Source organism: Pseudomonas sp. CFII68, from assembly GCF_000416195.1.
Lineage (GTDB): Bacteria > Pseudomonadota > Gammaproteobacteria > Pseudomonadales > Pseudomonadaceae > Aquipseudomonas > Aquipseudomonas kilonensis.
Genome location: NZ_ATLN01000083.1, coordinates 1 through 16,352 on the forward strand (window position 1 = coordinate 1; position 16,352 = coordinate 16,352).

Annotated in this window: 13 protein-coding genes; 7 read left to right on the forward strand and 6 right to left on the reverse strand. The window is 62.8% G+C overall.

Translation table 11 applies throughout. The features are described 5' to 3' along the window. The 3 genes from CFII68_RS13825 to CFII68_RS13815 all read right to left on the reverse strand — a co-directional run. A partial coding sequence (locus CFII68_RS13825; RefSeq protein ID WP_018607073.1) for an FAD-binding protein occupies window positions 1–303 on the reverse strand: 303 nt, incomplete at its 3' end. Further along, a complete protein-coding gene (gene glcD, locus CFII68_RS13820) occupies window positions 303–1,802 on the reverse strand; it encodes a glycolate oxidase subunit GlcD (protein ID WP_018607075.1) in 1,500 nt (499 codons plus the stop codon). The genes CFII68_RS13825 and glcD, both read right to left, overlap by 1 nt. 159 nt (window positions 1,803–1,961) lie before the next feature. After that, entirely contained in the window at window positions 1,962–2,891 is a 930-nt protein-coding gene (locus CFII68_RS13815; protein ID WP_018607077.1) for an alpha/beta fold hydrolase, read from the reverse strand. Window positions 2,892–3,187: 296 nt separating this feature from the next. Here CFII68_RS13815 and CFII68_RS13810 point away from each other — a divergent pair, with 296 nt between their 5' ends. Together CFII68_RS13810 and CFII68_RS13805 are read left to right on the forward strand one after the other, a co-directional pair. Next, complete coding sequence (locus CFII68_RS13810) at window positions 3,188–4,273, forward strand: diguanylate cyclase (protein ID WP_033062639.1); 1,086 nt, start codon at window positions 3,188–3,190, stop codon at window positions 4,271–4,273. An 85-nt stretch (window positions 4,274–4,358) separates the two neighbouring features. Beyond that, a complete protein-coding gene (locus tag CFII68_RS13805; protein WP_018607081.1) occupies window positions 4,359–5,597 on the forward strand; it encodes a M20/M25/M40 family metallo-hydrolase in 1,239 nt (412 codons plus the stop codon). Window positions 5,598–5,793: 196 nt separating this feature from the next. On the opposite strand, the gene CFII68_RS13800 is transcribed toward CFII68_RS13805, so the two are convergent. The 3 genes from CFII68_RS13800 to xthA form a co-directional block, all read right to left on the reverse strand. Continuing rightward, window positions 5,794–6,126 (reverse strand): DUF6124 family protein, encoded by a 333-nt coding sequence (locus tag CFII68_RS13800; protein ID WP_018607083.1) that lies wholly within the window; start codon window positions 6,124–6,126, stop codon window positions 5,794–5,796. A 489-nt stretch (window positions 6,127–6,615) separates the two neighbouring features. Next, window positions 6,616–7,950 (reverse strand): substrate-binding domain-containing protein, encoded by a 1,335-nt coding sequence (locus CFII68_RS13795; RefSeq protein ID WP_018607085.1) that lies wholly within the window; start codon window positions 7,948–7,950, stop codon window positions 6,616–6,618. Window positions 7,951–8,180: 230 nt separating this feature from the next. Further along, on the reverse strand, window positions 8,181–8,993 hold the full coding sequence (gene xthA, locus CFII68_RS13790) for an exodeoxyribonuclease III (RefSeq protein WP_003203684.1): 813 nt from the start codon (window positions 8,991–8,993) through the stop codon (window positions 8,181–8,183). 177 nt (window positions 8,994–9,170) lie between these two features. Between xthA and CFII68_RS13785 the strand changes: the two genes are divergently transcribed. The 5 genes from CFII68_RS13785 to CFII68_RS13765 form a co-directional block, all read left to right on the forward strand. Next, window positions 9,171–9,821, forward strand: coding sequence for an N-acetyltransferase (locus CFII68_RS13785; RefSeq protein WP_018607088.1), 651 nt, complete (start codon window positions 9,171–9,173; stop codon window positions 9,819–9,821). A 65-nt stretch (window positions 9,822–9,886) separates the two neighbouring features. Continuing rightward, entirely contained in the window at window positions 9,887–11,614 is a 1,728-nt protein-coding gene (locus CFII68_RS13780; RefSeq protein WP_033062640.1) for an autotransporter assembly complex family protein, read from the forward strand. After that, on the forward strand, window positions 11,611–15,297 hold the full coding sequence (locus CFII68_RS13775; protein WP_018607093.1) for a translocation/assembly module TamB domain-containing protein: 3,687 nt from the start codon (window positions 11,611–11,613) through the stop codon (window positions 15,295–15,297). The genes CFII68_RS13780 and CFII68_RS13775 overlap by 4 nt, the downstream gene beginning before the upstream one ends. Window positions 15,298–15,536: 239 nt before the next feature. Continuing rightward, complete coding sequence (locus CFII68_RS13770) at window positions 15,537–16,010, forward strand: MarR family winged helix-turn-helix transcriptional regulator (RefSeq protein ID WP_018607095.1); 474 nt, start codon at window positions 15,537–15,539, stop codon at window positions 16,008–16,010. Further along, on the forward strand, window positions 16,007–16,352 hold a 346-nt coding region (locus tag CFII68_RS13765; protein WP_018607097.1), incomplete at its 3' end, for a TolC family protein. The genes CFII68_RS13770 and CFII68_RS13765, both read left to right, overlap by 4 nt.

The window sequence follows — 16,352 nt, forward strand, 5'->3', positions numbered from 1 at the left end:
GCCGACCGTGGCGTCGTCGCCAAATGCTGGTGGTTCGCAGGGCAGCCGCTGGCCGGCGGCGTCGAGGGCGGCAAGCAGTTCCCGCAGCGGAGTGCCGGCCCGGGCCGTGATGACCAGTTCGGTGGGGTCGTAGTGGACGATGCCACGATGCACGCGGGTGTCCAGCACTTCGCCGGCCACTTCGCGCCCCAGGAAGGCCTTGCTGTTCGAACCCTGGATACGCAGCGGCGTGGCGTTGGCCCGGGCGCGATTGACCTGTTCGAGCAGCAGGTCGCTGGCGTCCTGGTCGGCTTCGCGGCTCATCAGAAACGCTCCAGTTCGGGAAACGGCAGTTGCCCGCCATGGATGTGCATGGCACCGAATTCAGCGCAGCGGTGCAGGGTCGGGATGTTCTTGCCGGGGTTGAGCAGGCCTTGGGGATCGAACGCTGCTTTTACCGCGTGGAATAGGTTCAGTTCGTCGCTGTTGAATTGCGTGCACATCTGATTGATTTTTTCCCGGCCCACACCGTGTTCGCCAGTGATGCTGCCGCCCACCTGGACACACAGTTCGAGGATTTTCCCGCCCAGGGTTTCGGCGCGCTCCAGTTCGCCGGGCTGGTTGGCATCGAACAGGATCAGCGGGTGCATGTTGCCGTCACCGGCGTGAAAGACGTTGGCGACGCGCAGGCCATGCTCGACACCGAGGCTGGCGATGCGCTGCAGCACCTCGGGCAAGGCGCGTCGCGGGATGGTGCCGTCCATGCAGTAATAATCCGGCGCCAGGCGACCCACCGCCGGGAAGGCGTTCTTGCGCCCGGCCCAGAAGCGCAGCCGTTCGGCCTCGTCCCGCGCCTGGCGCACCTCGGTGGCACCGGCCTGCTCCAACACCTGGCGGACCCGTTCGCAATCGTCATGGACATCGGCCTCGACCCCGTCCAGTTCACACAGCAGGATCGCTTCGGCTTCCACGGGATAGCCGGCGTGGATGAAGTCCTCGGCGGCGCGGATCGCCAGGTTGTCCATCATTTCCAGGCCGCCGGGGATGATCCCGGCGGCGATGATGTCGGCCACCGCTCGCCCGGCCTTGTCCACCGAATCGAAACTGGCCAGCAGCACCTTGGCGACCTGGGGCCGGGGCAGCAGTTTGACCGTCACTTCGGTGATCACCCCCAGCAAACCTTCGGAACCGGTGAACAGTGCCAGCAGGTCCAGGCCCGGCGAATCCAGGGCTTCGCTGCCCAGGGTCAGGCGTTCGCCTTCGACGGTGAGGATTTCCAGTTTCAACAGGTTATGCACCGTCAGGCCGTACTTGAGGCAGTGCACGCCGCCGGCGTTTTCCGCGACATTGCCGCCGATGGAACAGGCGATCTGCGACGAGGGATCTGGTGCGTAATACAGCCCGAACGGTGCCGCCGCCTGGGAGATCGCCAGGTTGCGTACACCGGGCTGAAGCCGCGCGGTGCGGGCGTCGGGGTCGATGTGCAGGATCTGGTTGAACCGCGCCATCACCAGCAACACGCCACTTTCCAGGGGCAGGGCGCCGCCGGACAGACCGGTCCCGGCGCCCCTGGCGACCACCGGCACATTCTGTCCATGGCAGAGCGTGAGCAGCGCCTGCACCTGCTCGACGCGCCTGGGCAATACCACCAGCAGGGGCGTGGTGCGGTAGGCCGACAGGCCATCGCATTCATAGGGCTTGAGGTCTTCCTCGCGGTGCAGGATGTCCAGGTCTGGAATCTGTGTCTGCAAGGTGTGAAGCAGGGCTTGTTTGTCCACCTTGGGCAAGGGGCCGTCGAGGTGTTCGTCGTAGAGGATGTTCATGAAGTCGATACCCTGTAGGAGCTGACGAGTGTAACGAGGCTGCGATCTTTCCCCTGGCGATTGAGTCTTGAGCGAAAGACCCTATAGATCAAGATCAAAAGATCGCAGCCTGCGGCAGCTCCTACGGAGCCCCGCACAGGGAGATTCCTTGCATGACGGTCACTGCCCCAACCCCTTGAGAAATTCCCGGTACAGCGCCGCGGTTTTCCCCGGTCGTTCGACCATGGGCATGTGGCCGATACCGTCCCAGATTTCCACCCGCAAATCGGCGATGCCCTTGCTCCACACCGGCACGCTGCTGACGTCGATCAGCCGGTCCTTGCGTCCCCAGAGTAGCAGCGACGGGGCGCTGATGTCGGCCAGGCGCGGTTCCATCGGCGGGCTGGCGCGAAAATCGACGAAGATCTCCGCCAGTTCATCGCGGCGCCGTTCGTAACGTTCGGCCATTGCCGCCAGCACCACGCTGGGCACCCAGGGCGGGGAGGCCATGGTCATTGCGTAGAACGGCGCGAAATCGTCCCGCGAGTCGACGAGGAACGGGTTATGCCCGGCGGCCAGGTGGCGTTCCATGTCGCTGGCTTCGGGGGCAGTGACGCCGGCCGGATCGATCAGCGCCAGGGTCAGCACGCGCTCGGGCGACGTGGCCGCCAGCCATGCGGCGAGGTAACCGCCCATGGAATTGCCGATCACGTGGACCTTGTCCAGGCCACAGGCGTCGAGCAATTCGATCACCCGCCGGGCCTGGGTCGGGATGTCATAGCCGCCGCCGGCCTTGAAGCCGGTTTCGCCATGGCCGGCCAGATCGGGCACCACCACCCGGTAGTCGCCGACAAAATGCCGGGCAAAGCGCAGCCAGAGATTCTTGTCGGCGCTGTAGCCATGCAGCATCAGGATGCTGCCGGACGCTTCATAGGGCCCACCTTGCCAGGTCGATACGGTCATCTCGCTGATGGGGACGGTGATCTTGTGCAACCGGTAGAGACGTGCCTCCAGCGCCATGCCCATGTCGTACAGCACATGGCCGATGCCTGGATACGTCAACCAACTCCAGGCGATAAACACGGCAAGGACTACCCACAACACCAGCATGTTTTGCCCTCCATGGGTCAGGACAGAATGTGATCGGCCAGTCTGAGCCGACGGGTCAGATACCGTTAAGTGAAGCTGAAACCCGAGCACATCGCGATGACATGGCGCATTTGCTTTGCTACTTGCTATGACAGCCGCCGGATGACTCATGTATAGCCAAGATCCGCGGCAGTGCCCGACATTTGAAGGAGAATAAATACCCCTTCATTCAATGGTGGCTATTTGATGCTGCCCTGATAGACTCCAAGCTACCCCCCGTCCCAATGACTTGGGAAACCCGCGGTGCAGAGGTTCTTATGCAAAAAACGGGAAAAAAGGGACGGACGCTGGCCAGGAGGCTTTATATATCGCGCATTCTGGGCCTGACGCTGGGGTTGCTGTTGGTGAGTGTTGCCGTCTTTCCCCTCGAACCGGCGCCGTGGGTCTGGGGGTTCATGCTGTTCAACGGCCTGCTCTGGCCACATTTGGCCTACTGGTGGGGCCGGCATTGTTCGAGGCCGTACTACGTCGAACACCTCAATTTACTGATCGATGCGGTGCTCGGTGGCTTCTGGGTCGTGGCGATGCAGTTCAACCCGCTGCCCACGGCCGTCACGCTGGCGATGATGGCGATGAACAACGTTGCCATCGGCGGCCTGCGTTTCCTGCTTATCGGGGTGCTGGCCCAAGTGACGGGCATCATCGTGGGTGTGCTGATCTTTCCGCTGACCAGCGTGCCCATGACCAGCCCGGCGCAGATCTATGCGTGTTTGCCGTTGCTGTGCCTGTACCCAATGGCGCTGGGTTGGTTCTGCTATCGCCAGGCCTACATCCTGGGCCGGCAAAAGCGCGAGTTGTTGGCCCTGAGTCGCACCGACAGCCTGACCGGCTTGCTTAACCATGGCGCCTGGAAAGATCGCCTCGACGAGGAGTTCCAGCGCTGCCAGCGTCACCCCAATGACGGGGCAGGGCGCGGCGCGATTGCACTGATCGACATCGATCACTTCAAGGCCATCAATGACACCTATGGCCATGTCGCCGGCGACATCGTGTTGCGCCAGCTTGGCAAGATGCTCAAGCAGAACCTGCGCGCCGCCGATGTGGTCGGGCGTTATGGCGGGGACGAGTTCTGTGTGATTCTGCCGGACCTGACGCTTCACAATGCCGTGCAGGCCATGGACGGGTTGCGCGAGCGTTTTGCGACGCTCAGCTATGAACAGAACCCGGCGCTGAAGGTGAGCCTGAGCATTGGCCTGGCGGCCTTCAACCCGGCTTATGGCGATGCGACCCATTGGCTCAATGATGCCGACCAGGCGCTTTACGAGGCCAAGACCGGCGGGCGCAACCGGGTCACATGTTACCGGCATCGGCAGGCGTTGGAGGCCTCGGTCATTTCCCCTTGAGGTGGCCACCTGCGGTCTAGAGCCTTGGCCCATTGTCGGGTAGGGTGCCTATGGCACTCTTTCGATACGGAACAAGGATGAAATCATGATGATGACCGCTCTTCGCTCCCGTCTGGCCGTCAGTCTTGGCCTGAGCCTGGCCCTCGGCGCCTTCGCCCCCGTTGCTCTCGCGCAGCCCCATCAACAAGTCTTGAACGACGCCGAACAGTACAAGGGCGAGGCCCTGAAACTGCTCGAACGGTTGGTGAATATCGACTCTGGCTCAGGCTATGTGCCGGGGCTGACCCAGGTCGGTGATATTGCGATCGATGAATTGACGAAGTTGGGCGCCACCATTGAAAAGGTGCCTAACTCGGACGGCACCCAGCACATCCTGGCGACCCTCAAGGGTACCGGCAAGGCCAAGATCCTGCTGATGGCCCACATGGACACGGTATTCAAGGAAGGCTCGGCCGCCGAGCGTCCCTTCCACATCAAGGATGGCCGGGCCTATGGGCCGGGGGTGATGGATGACAAGGGCGGCATCGTCGCCGGGATCTACGCTTTGAAAGTCCTCAAGAACCTCGACTTCAAGAATTATGCGCAAATCACCTTCCTGCTCGACGCCAGCGAAGAAACCGGTTCGGACGCCGCCACCGACCTGATCAAGAAAACCGCCAAGGCCCATGACGTGACCCTCAACCTCGAGCCGGGTCGCCCGGCCGATGGTTTGGTGGTGTGGCGCAAGGGCAGTGCCACGGCGCTGGTGGAGGTCAAGGGCAAGGCGTCCCACGCCGGTGTCGCGCCGGAACTGGGGCGCAATGCGGCGATGGAAGCCGCGCACCAGATTCTGCAACTGGGCAAGCTCGGCGACGCGGAAAAGAAAACCACCATCAACTTCACGGTGATCAAGGCCGGCGACCGGACCAACGTGATCCCCGACCAGGCGAGCGCCAAGGCGGATGTGCGGGCGGCGGTGCCGGAAGAGTTCGACCGCATCGAAAAAGACCTGGCCCGGGTGTCACAGGACAAGCTGATCGCCGACACTGAAGTCACCACCAGCCTCAAGCGCGGCCTGCCACCGATGCCGCAGACGGCGGAGTCGGACCGGTTGATGGCCATGGCCCAAGGCATCTATGGCGAACTGGGGCGCAAACTGACGGAAGAAGGCAGCGGTGGAGCGGCGGATGCCAGCCTGTCGGCCGGGGTCGGTACGCCGACGTTGGATGGTTTCGGCATTGTCGGTGGCAACATCCATACGCCGGAGGAATACGCCGAAGTCGAAAGTGTGGTGCCAAGGATTTATCTGTTGTCGCGGATGATCATGGAGTTGGCTGGGCGGTAAAGCGCTGCCCGTTCTTTAAGGATCGAATGTGGGAGCAAGGCTTGCCCGCGATGAAGACGACGCGGTCTCCTGGGGAACCGAGGCGCCTGCATCGCGAGCAAGCTTTGCTCCCACAATGAATCCCCTCGCCACAAAGCAGGGTTCGCGTTGGCCTCTGGAGATGTTCTAAAGAGGCCAGTTCCATGTGGTGAGTCGACTAGCGCGCTTCGACGTTGTCCAGCGCTCGGTTTGCCAGCTGTCCACTCAATTCGATCAATTGGTGGATGCCCAGGACAATGTGGCGCCTTGAGCCTTCCAGGTCGAAGGCCAGGTCGCTGAGCATGGCGTTGGCCGAGGCCAGGTTTTCGCTGAGGTTGGCGAGTAGGATTTCGGTGTCGACGCCAGGGGCGACGGTGAACAGTTGGCCGGGATCGGCCTCGGGTTTGCTGGGTTTGGGCTTGAGGTAGGAATCGAGGATGCGGTCGGCGGCTTTGTCGAACGCTTTTGATGATGGATCAGTATCCGGTGGGTTCGGTGTTGGCTTGAACATGGATTGAAACTCCTTGGTAATTGGAGCCGCAACCTTTTGCTACCAAACATTAGGTGGCGGCTATACGCAGGTTGGTAGACCGGGTACCAAGGCAAACCCAGCGCGCCCAAGGGCGCCCCGCGCACAGCCGCCATAATAAATATGCCGGAGCCGTGCGCCTTAGTTTTACCCGGGCTACCAAACCCGATCGCTGATTCGTCAGCGACCCGGAAACGATAAAGCCCTGGCCCCAAGGCGCACAAGCCGGCGGATTCTGGCGTAGTTGTAGGCAATGGCGCAAGACGATGTGGCTTGGTCCTACCCCGGGGCTAATGTGATAAACATCCAGGTTTTTGTGGTGAGGGAATTCAGCGAAACGTCGCACCGTCCCGCTGTGGGAGCAAGGCTTGCCCGCGATGAAGATGACGCGGTCTCCTGGCGAACCGAGGTGCCTGCATCGCGAGCAAGCTTTGCTCCCACAGGGATTTGTGTTGCGCCGTTTGACCAGGTTCAGTAAACCCAAACCTCAACTCGCCGATTCCTGACCCGCCCTTCATCCTCGCTGTTGGCCGCCACGGGCATCAATGCACCGAACCCTCGTACCTCTCGCAGTGCCACACCGTATTTGACCAGTTCACGCCGCACCGCCATGGCCCGCAGTTTGGACAGAAGGTCGGCCCGCGCCGGGTCGTCCTTGGCGTCGCCAAAACCCACCAGCGTCACGCGTCGATCGGTTTTGCCATGCTGCTTTATATAGTCGAGCACGCGGCCCAGGTCTTGATGGGCCTTGTTGTCCAGGCTGGCGCTGCCTTCTTCGAAGCGGAAATTCACGGTCAAGCGTTGGGCGTGGCGGCTCAGGGCCTGGTAACCCTCGGGCATCAACGCATTCGGCGTGACGGCCATGGCCTGGACGGTCTGGGCGATAAACCCGTTGGCGGCGACGATGGCCTGGCCTTTGTCGCTTTGGGTGAACGCCACCAGCGCCTCGGCCCACGGGTTGGTTCCCCAGGGTGGCAAGTAGAAGAACAGGCGCCGGGAAAGCGGGTAGTCCTCGGTGGCGATCAGGTGGTTGAGCGGCAGCATGGGTTGGGAATCCCCGTCGACAATCGCCAGTGCCTTGGCCTGGCGCACATAGGGCAAACCGATGAAGCCGATGCCTTGCGGGTCCTGGCTGACAGCGTCGGACAACTGTTCGCTGGATTCGAAGCGCCGTGCTGAAGGATCCAGCCGTTTGCCCTGTCGGCCGAGGACCAGTTCCTTGAAGGTATCGTAGGTGCCGGACTGTTCATCGCGGGCAAAAAGATGAATCGGCCCACCGACGCCGCCCACGGCCTCCCAGGTTTTCACCTCGCCACTGAATATCCGCGCCAGTTGCACGGTATCGAGCTGACGCAACGGGTTCTGCGGATGAAGAATAATCGCCAGGCCATCAATGGCGATGACCTGCTCGGCGGTGGGACTTTTCAGGTCGCCCAGGGACGACAGTTCCTTCAGCTCGCTGTCCTTGATCGGTCGCGAAGAGGCGGCCAGGTCGGCGTTGCCCTGCTTGAGGGCGGCGAATCCGGTGCTGGAGCCGTGGGCCGCGATGTCCACTTCCACCCGCCGGCCGTCGACGGTCTGGCCGACGATGCGCTGCTCGTTGTCGTGACCGGTGATTTCGCTGCTGACCCTGAGCAGCCCCTGATCTTCCATCAACCCCCTGACCAGGGCCGGCCCGAGCGCCGCGCCGATGGTGTTGGAACCTTGGAGGCGCAGGGCCGGGCCCTGTTCGGGAATGGGCAAACTGCCGGCCGATGCCATGAACGGCAGCCAGAGGCCGATGAAAAAGACAACGCGCAGCCGCATGCCGGTACCTGCTGAACCCGAGGAAGTGCCGGAAGATTAAGTCAGTCAGGTTACTGAAAGGTGACAGGGTTGCTACTTGTCAGGCGCGGCAGGGTAATGGGTAGCACAATCAGAAAATTTCTGTGGGAGCAAAGCTTGCTCGCGATGCAGGCGGCACGGTTCAACTGCAAGACCGTGTCATCGTTCATCGCGAGCAAGCTTTGCTCCCACAGGGGTTTTGTGTGCGCCAGTCAGCTCAACTGCAGCCAGATCGGCGCATGGTCCGACGGTTTTTCCATGCCCCGCAGTTCGTAGTCCACGCCGGCGTCCTTGACCCGTGGCAGCAGGCCATGGGAGGTGAGGATCAGGTCGATGCGCAGGCCGCGCTTGGGCTCGTCCTCGAAACCGCGGCTGCGGTAGTCGAACCAACTGAAGCGGTCGGTGACGTCCGGGTTCAGGTGACGGAAGCTGTCCACCAGGCCCCAGTTCTTCAGGCGGGCCATCCATTCGCGTTCTTCCGGCAGGAAGCTGCATTTGCCGGTTTTCAGCCAGCGCTTCATGTTGTCCGGGCCGATGCCGATGTCGCAGTCTTCCGGAGAAATGTTCACGTCGCCCATTACCACCACCGGCTGGTCGTTGCTGAAGCGGCTTTCCAGCAATTGCTGCAAATCGCTGTAGAAACGTTCCTTGGCCGGGAATTTGGTCGGGTGGTCGCGGCTTTCACCTTGTGGGAAATAACCGTTCATGATGGTCACCGGCACGCCGTTGGCATCGGCGAAGGTGCCCCAGATGAAGCGCCGCTGGGCGTCCTCGTCGTCGCCCTCGAAGCCCTTGTACAGGCTCAGTGGCGCCTGGCGCGAGAGCAGGGCGACGCCGTAATGGCCCTTTTGCCCGTGGTAATGCACGTGGTAGCCCAGGGCCTGCACCTCGGCCAGGGGAAATTGTTCGTCGTGGACCTTGGTTTCCTGCAGCCCGATCACGTCCGGCTGGTGCTTCTCGATCAGCGCCGCCAACTGATGGGGGCGGGCGCGCAGCCCGTTGATGTTGAAGGAGACGATCTTCATGGTCGGCTGTCCTGGCAAAACTGCGATGCTAGCTGACATGTCGGAACACGGCCAGCGTGGCAGTAGGACAAATGCACTGCTAATGTCCTTTGCATGTAGGAACGATCACGACCCTATCGGGTTCGTACTCAATAAGAGCAGGGCCTCACCGAGCCTCGCCCCAGGAGATCCAACGCCATGCCCGAAACTGCAACCGCCATCGCCGACATCCATATGCTCGACAGCGGTTATTCCCGTGAAGCCCGTTCGTTGCTGTACCAGGCCTATCGCCACGAGCCGACCTTCAGCTACCTGTTCGAATCCGAGCGTCCCGGTTATGAACAGCGGGTACGGGCCACGGTGCGTGAGCTGGTCAAGCAGCATTTTCTCCAGGATTTGCCGGCCATCGGCTTGCTGGTCAACGACCGCCTGATCGGCATCGCCCTGATCGCTCCGCCGCAGCGGCGCCTGGGCATCACCGAAAGCTGGGCCTGGCGCCTGCGCATGGTCTTGAGCACCGGTTTTCGTTGCACCCGGCGCTACCTGGAATACCACGCGGCAGTGCTGGCCTGCCTGCCGTCGGATGCGGTCCATGTATTGCCGCTGCTGGGGGTACACCCACAGTTTCAGGGCAAGCATTTCGGCGAACAGTTGCTTGAGGCGGTGCATAACTGGTGCGCGGCGGACGAGCATTCCCAAGGCGTGGTGCTGGACACCGGCAACCCGCGTTACCTTGAGTTTTATAAACGCCAGGGTTACGAGGAAATCGGCGAAGTGGCGGTAGGACCGATCCGCGAGCATGTGTTCTTCCACGCCAACCCGCAGGTTCTGCAAAGCGCAACGGCATAATCGGTCGAACTTTTGCGAAATGTCCGGCTCTATCAGGCACCTACGCTCGTGATAGCATCCGCGCCATGAACCTCTCAGGAAGAATGACCAGTGGCGCGCTCTTGCTGTCCCTCAGCTGCGCGGCGCTGGCAAACAGTGAATTGGAAGTACGGGTCAAGCCGTCCAACGATGAACTCAAGGCCAACGTAGAAGGTTACATCGGCGGTGTGGGTGATCGTGACGAGGAGGCCTTGCTGCGCTTCAGCCGTGGCGCCGAGGAGCAGGCGCGCAAGGCCGCCCAGGCGCTGGGCTACTACCAGCCGCAGATCGACAGTGAGGTCAAGGGCGGCAAGGACCCACGCCTGGTGCTGACCATCGACCCCGGCGAGCCTGTGCATTTGCGCAACGTCACCGTGCGCATCGACGGCCCCGCAGCATCGCTCAAAGCCTTTCGCGTACCCAGCAACGCCGCCCTCAAGCCCGGCGCGGTGCTCAACCATGGCCGTTACGAAGACGCCAAGCGGATCATCCAGAACCAGGCCTCGCGCTATGGTTTTTTCAGCGGGCGCTTCACCCGGCAGAAGCTGTCGGTTGACCCCCAGGCGGGCATCGCCGACATCGAACTGATTTACGACAGCGGCCCGCGCTATGCCTTGGGTCCGGTGAGTTTTGAGGGCAACACGCCGTTCGACGAAGATCTGTTGCAGCGCATGGTGCCGTTCAAGGCCGGCACGGCGTACGACTCCGAACTCATTGCAGAGCTCAATCAGGCCCTGCAATCGAGCGGCTATTTCGAAGGCGTGCGCGTGGATGCCGCGCCCACCGCCGCCACCGATAACGTGATCCCGGTGGCGGTCAAGCTCGAAACGCGCAAGCCGCGCACCATGGGTCTGGGCCTGGGGTTTTCCACCGACGTCGGGCCCAGGGCCAAAGCCAACTGGACGCGCCACTGGGTCAACCCCCAGGGCCACAGCTATGGCTGGGAAGCGGAAGTGTCGGCGCCCCGGCAGAACGTCGGCCTGTGGTACGACGTGCCACTGGACCCGCCGCTGACCGACAAGATGCGCTACGCCGGCGGTTATCAATATGAAGAACTGGCCGGCACCGACAGCCTCAGCAAACTGCTCACCGTGGGCCCGGAATGGCACAGCAAGTTGCCCAGCGGCTGGCAGCGGGTGGTGTCGCTCAAATGGCAGCGCGAGGAGTACCGCCTCGGCGACGATGCGGGCCTGAGTACGCTGCTGATGCCGGGCGTGAGCTATTCCTACCTGCGCAGCGACAACCGCATCGATCCGCACAACGGCTACCGTTTGCAGTTCGACACCAAGGTCGCCAAGGAAGGGCTGGCTTCGGACAACAACCTTTTATACGGCACCGCCATGGTCAAGGGCCTGACCACGGTGTTCGACAAGCATCGCTTGCTGGCGCGGGCGCAGATCGGTGGCAGCGCCACCAATGGCTACAAATCCATCCCGCCGTCCCTGCGCTTTTTTGCCGGTGGCGACCAGAGCGTGCGGGGCTATGACTACCAGAGTCTGTCACCGGAGAACGCCGAGGGCGACCGTATCGGTGGTCGTTACATGGTCGCTGGCAGCCTCGAGTATCAATATTCCATCGCGGAAAAATGGCGGGTGGCGACGTTCATCGACCAGGGCAACTCGTTTAACAGCCTCGAATTGCCGAGCCTCAAGACCGGCGTGGGCGTCGGCGTGCGCTGGGTTTCGCCGGTGGGCCCGATCCGCCTCGACCTGGCCCATGCGATGGACGACGACGGTGGCATCCGCTTGCACTTTTCCATGGGGCCTGAGCTGTGACGCGTGCTTTGAAGTTAACGCTGCTGGCGCTCGCCGGGGTGCTGGTGGCGGTCGTGCTGGCCTTGAGCGTGGTGCTGGGCACGGCATTCGGCAGCCGCTGGGCCCTCGGCCTGGTGCCGGGGCTGACCGTGGAGAATTTTCAGGGCCGGCTGGGTGGACAGTGGAGCGCCGATCACCTGCTGTGGCAGCAGGACGCCAGTCGGGTGGAGGTGGATCGGCTGATATTCGCCTGGTCGCCGCTGTGCCTGGCCCGCATGACCCTGTGCATCGAACAGCTCAAGGCCGACCAGGTCGCCTTGCAATTGCCAGCCTCTGCCGATGAGCCGAGCAGCGGCCCGATCAGCTTGCCGGACCTGGACTTGCCGCTCGCCATCGAACTGGGCGATGTGCAGGTCGGCAGCCTGTCGTTCAACGGCAGCGAGCAGCTCAAGGGGCTGCAATTGGTTGCCCATTGGACCGCCGAGGGCATGCGGATCGATTCGGTGCAATTGCAGCGCGATGAGCTGAGCCTGAAACTCTCCGGCCTGCTGAAACCGGGCGGCGACTGGCCGTTGAACGCCGAGGGCCGGTTGACCTTGCCGGCGCCGGGCGCCACGCCCTGGGCGCTGGACCTGAAAGTCGACGGCAACCTGCTCAAGACCCTCAACCTCAAGGCCGACAGCAGCGGTTACCTGCAAGGCCAGTTGAGCGGTGAACTGCAACCGCTCGCGGACAACCTGCCCGCCAAGGTGCGCATCAGCGCCGACGGCTTCAAGGCCAGTGCCGATCTGCCCGACACGTTGTTGCTCAATCAGCTGGAGTTGACCGGCGAAGGCGATCTGAAAAACGGCTATCAACTGCTCGGCAAGGCGACGCTGCCCGCCGAAAAAGGGCCGGTGGCGTTGTTGCTGCAAGGCACCGTGGACGCCAATGGCGCCCGGATCGCCGGCCTGGATCTGGACGCCGGCAATCAGCAAAGCCTGAAACTCAGCGGGCAAGTGGACTGGCGCGAGGGCCTGAGCGCCGAGGCGAAAGTTGCCTGGCTGGATTTCCCCTGGCATCGCCTCTATCCGCTGATCGACGAGCCGCAGGTGACGCTGCGCCGCTTCGACGGCGAAGTCTCCTACACCGATGGCCAATACCTGGGCAACTTCCAGGCTGCGCTGGACGGACCTGCCGGGGCTTTCAGCCTGGACAGCCCGTTCAGTGGCGACCTGACGCAAATCCATCTGCCGCAGCTCAAGCTCGCGGCGGGGCAGGGCAAGGCCGAAGGGCACCTGAGCCTGCAATTTGCCGAGGGCATTGCCTGGGACACGGCGCTGCAACTGTCGGCCATCAACCCGGCGTATTGGCTTGGCGAATTGCCTGGAACCCTGGCCGGGCCGTTGCGCAGCAAAGGGATGATGAAGAACGACCGCCTCGATCTCGACGCGGACCTGGACCTCAAGGGCAAACTGCGTGGCCAGCCAGTGCTGTTCCAGGCCAAGGCCAGCGGCGCCGGCGAGCAGTGGAAGCTCAGCGCGCTGGACATTCGCCTGGGGGATAACCGCATCAACGGCAGTGCCAGCCTGCAAGAGAAGCTGACCGGCCAGATCGACATCAAGCTCGCACGCCTGGCTCAGCTCTGGCCGCAATTGCGCGGCCAAGTCGTCGGCCGTGTCGACGTGGCCGGCACGCTCAAGGCCCCCCAAGGCAAGCTCGGTCTGCAAGGCACGCAACTGGCCTTCCAGGATAACCGTCTGCAAAGCCTGAACCTGGACTCGACCCTCGACAGCGCCCAGCGCGGCAAGCTCGACCTCAAGGCCAGCGGCATCCGCGTCGGCGAAACGTCACTGGGCGTGCTGACGGTCAGCGGCCAGGGTGATATCAAACAGCAGAAGCTCAACCTGGACCTGCAAGGGCCGCAGCTCGACACGACCCTGGCCCTCGATGGCGCGCTCGACCAGGGCAATTGGCGTGGGCGCCTGGCCAGCGGCGACGTGCAGGCCGGCGGTCAAGCCTGGCGTCTGCAAGCCCCGGCGAAACTGGAGCGCCTGGCCGACGGCACGCTCAACGTCGGCACGCATTGCTGGCGTTCCGGTGAGGCCAGCCTGTGCGGTGAAGACCAGCGACTGATGCCGGAGCCGAAGCTGCGCTATCACCTCAAGCAATTCCCCATCGAAAGCCTGGCCCAGTGGATGCCCAAGGATTTTGCCTGGCAGGGGCGGCTCAACGCGGACCTGCAACTGGACCTGCCGGCCAGCGGTCCGAATGGCCGGATCCTGGTGGATGCCAGCGGCGGTACTTTACGGATTCGGGACAAGGAGGGCGATAAGGCGCAATGGCTGGACTTCCCGTACCAGACCCTGACGCTCAATAGCCGCCTGACCCCCAAGCGCATCGACATCGACCTGAATTTCGTCGGCGCCAGGCTCGGCGAACTGATGCTCCAGGCACAAATCAACCCCATACCGGCCAGCAAACCCATCAGCGGCTCGTTCCGCCTGACCGGCCTGGACTTGTCCGTGGCCCGGCCATTCTTGCCGATGGTGGAAACCCTCACCGGTCACCTGAACGGCAGCGGGACCTTGTCCGGTGGTTTGCTCGCGCCCCAGGTCAACGGCAACCTGCTGCTCAGCGATGGCGAAGTGTCTGGTCCGGAACTGCCGGTCAGCCTCGAAGCCTTGCAGATGCGGGCAATGATTACCGGCGAAGCGGTGCAGCTCAATGGCAATTGGAAAAGTGGCAAGAGCGGGCAGGGCAGCTTGAACGGCAACATCGGCTGGGGCGACGCCCTGACCATGAACCTGGCCCTCAAGGGCTCGCAATTGCCGGTCACCGTCGAGCCTTATGCGGTGCTCGACGTGGCGCCTGACCTCAACATCACCATGCAGGGTGAGCGGCTTTCCATTGCCGGCAAGGTCCTGGTACCCAAAGGCGAGATCACCATTCGCGAACTGCCGCCGTCCACCGTCAAGGTCTCGGATGACACGGTGATCGTCGGCCACCAGACCGAAGAGGGCAAGGCGCCGCTGGCCATGGCGATGGACATCGACGTGATCGTCGGCCAGGACAAACTCGCGTTCTCGGGTTTCGGCCTGACCGCCAACGTGCAGGGCCAGGTTCACATCGGCGACAACATGGACACCCGCGGCGAGCTCTGGCTCAACGACGGTCGTTATCGGGCCTACGGGCAACGGCTGACGGTGCGACGGGCGCGGCTGCTGTTCGCCGGGCCCATCGACCAGCCCTACCTGGACATCGAAGCGATCCGCCAGACCGACGACGTGATCGCCGGCATCCGCTTGAGCGGCAGCGCCGAGCAACCGGCCACGCAAATCTTCTCGGAACCGGCCATGAGCCAGGAGCAGGCATTGTCCTACCTGGTGCTTGGCCGGCCGCTGAGCACCACCGGCGAGGACAACAACATGCTCGCCCAGGCGGCGCTGGGCCTGGGGTTGATGGGCAGCTCGGGGGTGACCACCAGCCTGGCCAATAACCTGGGGATCGAGGATTTCCAGCTCGACACCCAAGGCAGCGGCAATGCCACCAGCGTGGTCGCCAGCGGCAACCTGTCGGAAAAACTCAGCCTGCGCTACGGCGTTGGTGTGTTCGAACCGGCCAACACCATCGCCCTGCGCTACAAGCTCAGCAAGAAGGTCTACCTCGAAGCCGCGAGCGGCGTCGCCAGCTCGTTGGACATCTTCTACAAGCGCGATTTCTAACCCTTCCCCCAACCCCCTGTGGGAGCTGAGCTTTTGTGGGAGCAAGGCTTGCCCGCGATATAGGCAACTCGGTCTATCAGTCGAACCGAGGTGATGCTATCGCGGGCAAGCCTTGCTCCCACAGGACCAGCTCCCACACACTTTATGTGAATAGCAAGCTAACTATTTGATTGACATTCGCTGCCTAAGCAGTAATATCTCGACATACATTCACTGCCTAGGCAGCAAACGGTGGTCAGATGAAGCATTTCACCCCAGACAACTTTCACAACTGCCATCTCGGCATGCTGCTCGGCCGTACCGCGCTGCTCAAGGACCGGATCATCGACACCCACATGGAACCCGTCGGCATCACCGCCGCGCAGTTCAAGGTGTTGATCATCATGGCCCAGTACGGCATCGAGACGCCGGCCGAGCTGTGTCGTTACCTGTCCCTGGACAGCGGTTCGATGACGCGGATGCTCGATCGCCTGGAGCAGAAAGGTTTCCTGGCCCGTGAACGCTCCGCCCAGGACCGCCGGCAAGTGCGCCTGGTGCTGACCGAAGCCGGCCAGGCCCTCGCCGATCGCCTGCCGTTTATCGGCGCCGAGGCCATGAACCAGTTGGCCTGCGCTATCAGCCCCGAGGAGCTGCAAACCCTCGAACAGATTCTCAAGAAAATTCTGCTCGCCGCCGGTGATCCCATCGCCGTGTCGCGAATGGGGGGAAAATGAAGCGTAAAACCTTGCGTACCCGATTAAGCCTGGTGGTCTTGGCCATGAGCCTGGCGGGCTGTGCCAGCTACAGCGGCCTGAAGACCGAAGGCGTGAGCCTCGAGGCCCAGAGCCTCAAGGCCGGGCAATCCCTGAACGGTGTCACGCTGTCGCCGGCCGCGTGGCCAAAAAGCGATTGGTGGAAAAGCCTTGGCGACCCGCAACTCGACGGCCTGATCCGTGAAGCCCTGCGCGATAGCCCGGACATGCAGATCGCCAGCGCCCGGGTGCATCAGGCCAGTGCCGCCGCCTACGCCGCCAACGCGGCGCGCCTGCCGACCCTGGATGCCAGTGGCGGCGCCA

Coding starts and splice junctions, on each gene's coding strand:
- glcD (WP_018607075.1), bottom strand. CDS start 1,802: ATGAACATCCTCTACGACGAACACCTCGACGGCCCCTTGCCCAAGGTG.
- CFII68_RS13815 (WP_018607077.1), bottom strand. CDS start 2,891: ATGCTGGTGTTGTGGGTAGTCCTTGCCGTGTTTATCGCCTGGAGTTGG.
- CFII68_RS13810 (WP_033062639.1), top strand. CDS start 3,188: ATGCAAAAAACGGGAAAAAAGGGACGGACGCTGGCCAGGAGGCTTTAT.
- CFII68_RS13805 (WP_018607081.1), top strand. CDS start 4,359: ATGATGATGACCGCTCTTCGCTCCCGTCTGGCCGTCAGTCTTGGCCTG.
- CFII68_RS13800 (WP_018607083.1), bottom strand. CDS start 6,126: ATGTTCAAGCCAACACCGAACCCACCGGATACTGATCCATCATCAAAA.
- CFII68_RS13795 (WP_018607085.1), bottom strand. CDS start 7,950: ATGCGGCTGCGCGTTGTCTTTTTCATCGGCCTCTGGCTGCCGTTCATG.
- xthA (WP_003203684.1), bottom strand. CDS start 8,993: ATGAAGATCGTCTCCTTCAACATCAACGGGCTGCGCGCCCGCCCCCAT.
- CFII68_RS13785 (WP_018607088.1), top strand. CDS start 9,171: ATGCCCGAAACTGCAACCGCCATCGCCGACATCCATATGCTCGACAGC.
- CFII68_RS13780 (WP_033062640.1), top strand. CDS start 9,887: ATGAACCTCTCAGGAAGAATGACCAGTGGCGCGCTCTTGCTGTCCCTC.
- CFII68_RS13770 (WP_018607095.1), top strand. CDS start 15,537: ATGAAGCATTTCACCCCAGACAACTTTCACAACTGCCATCTCGGCATG.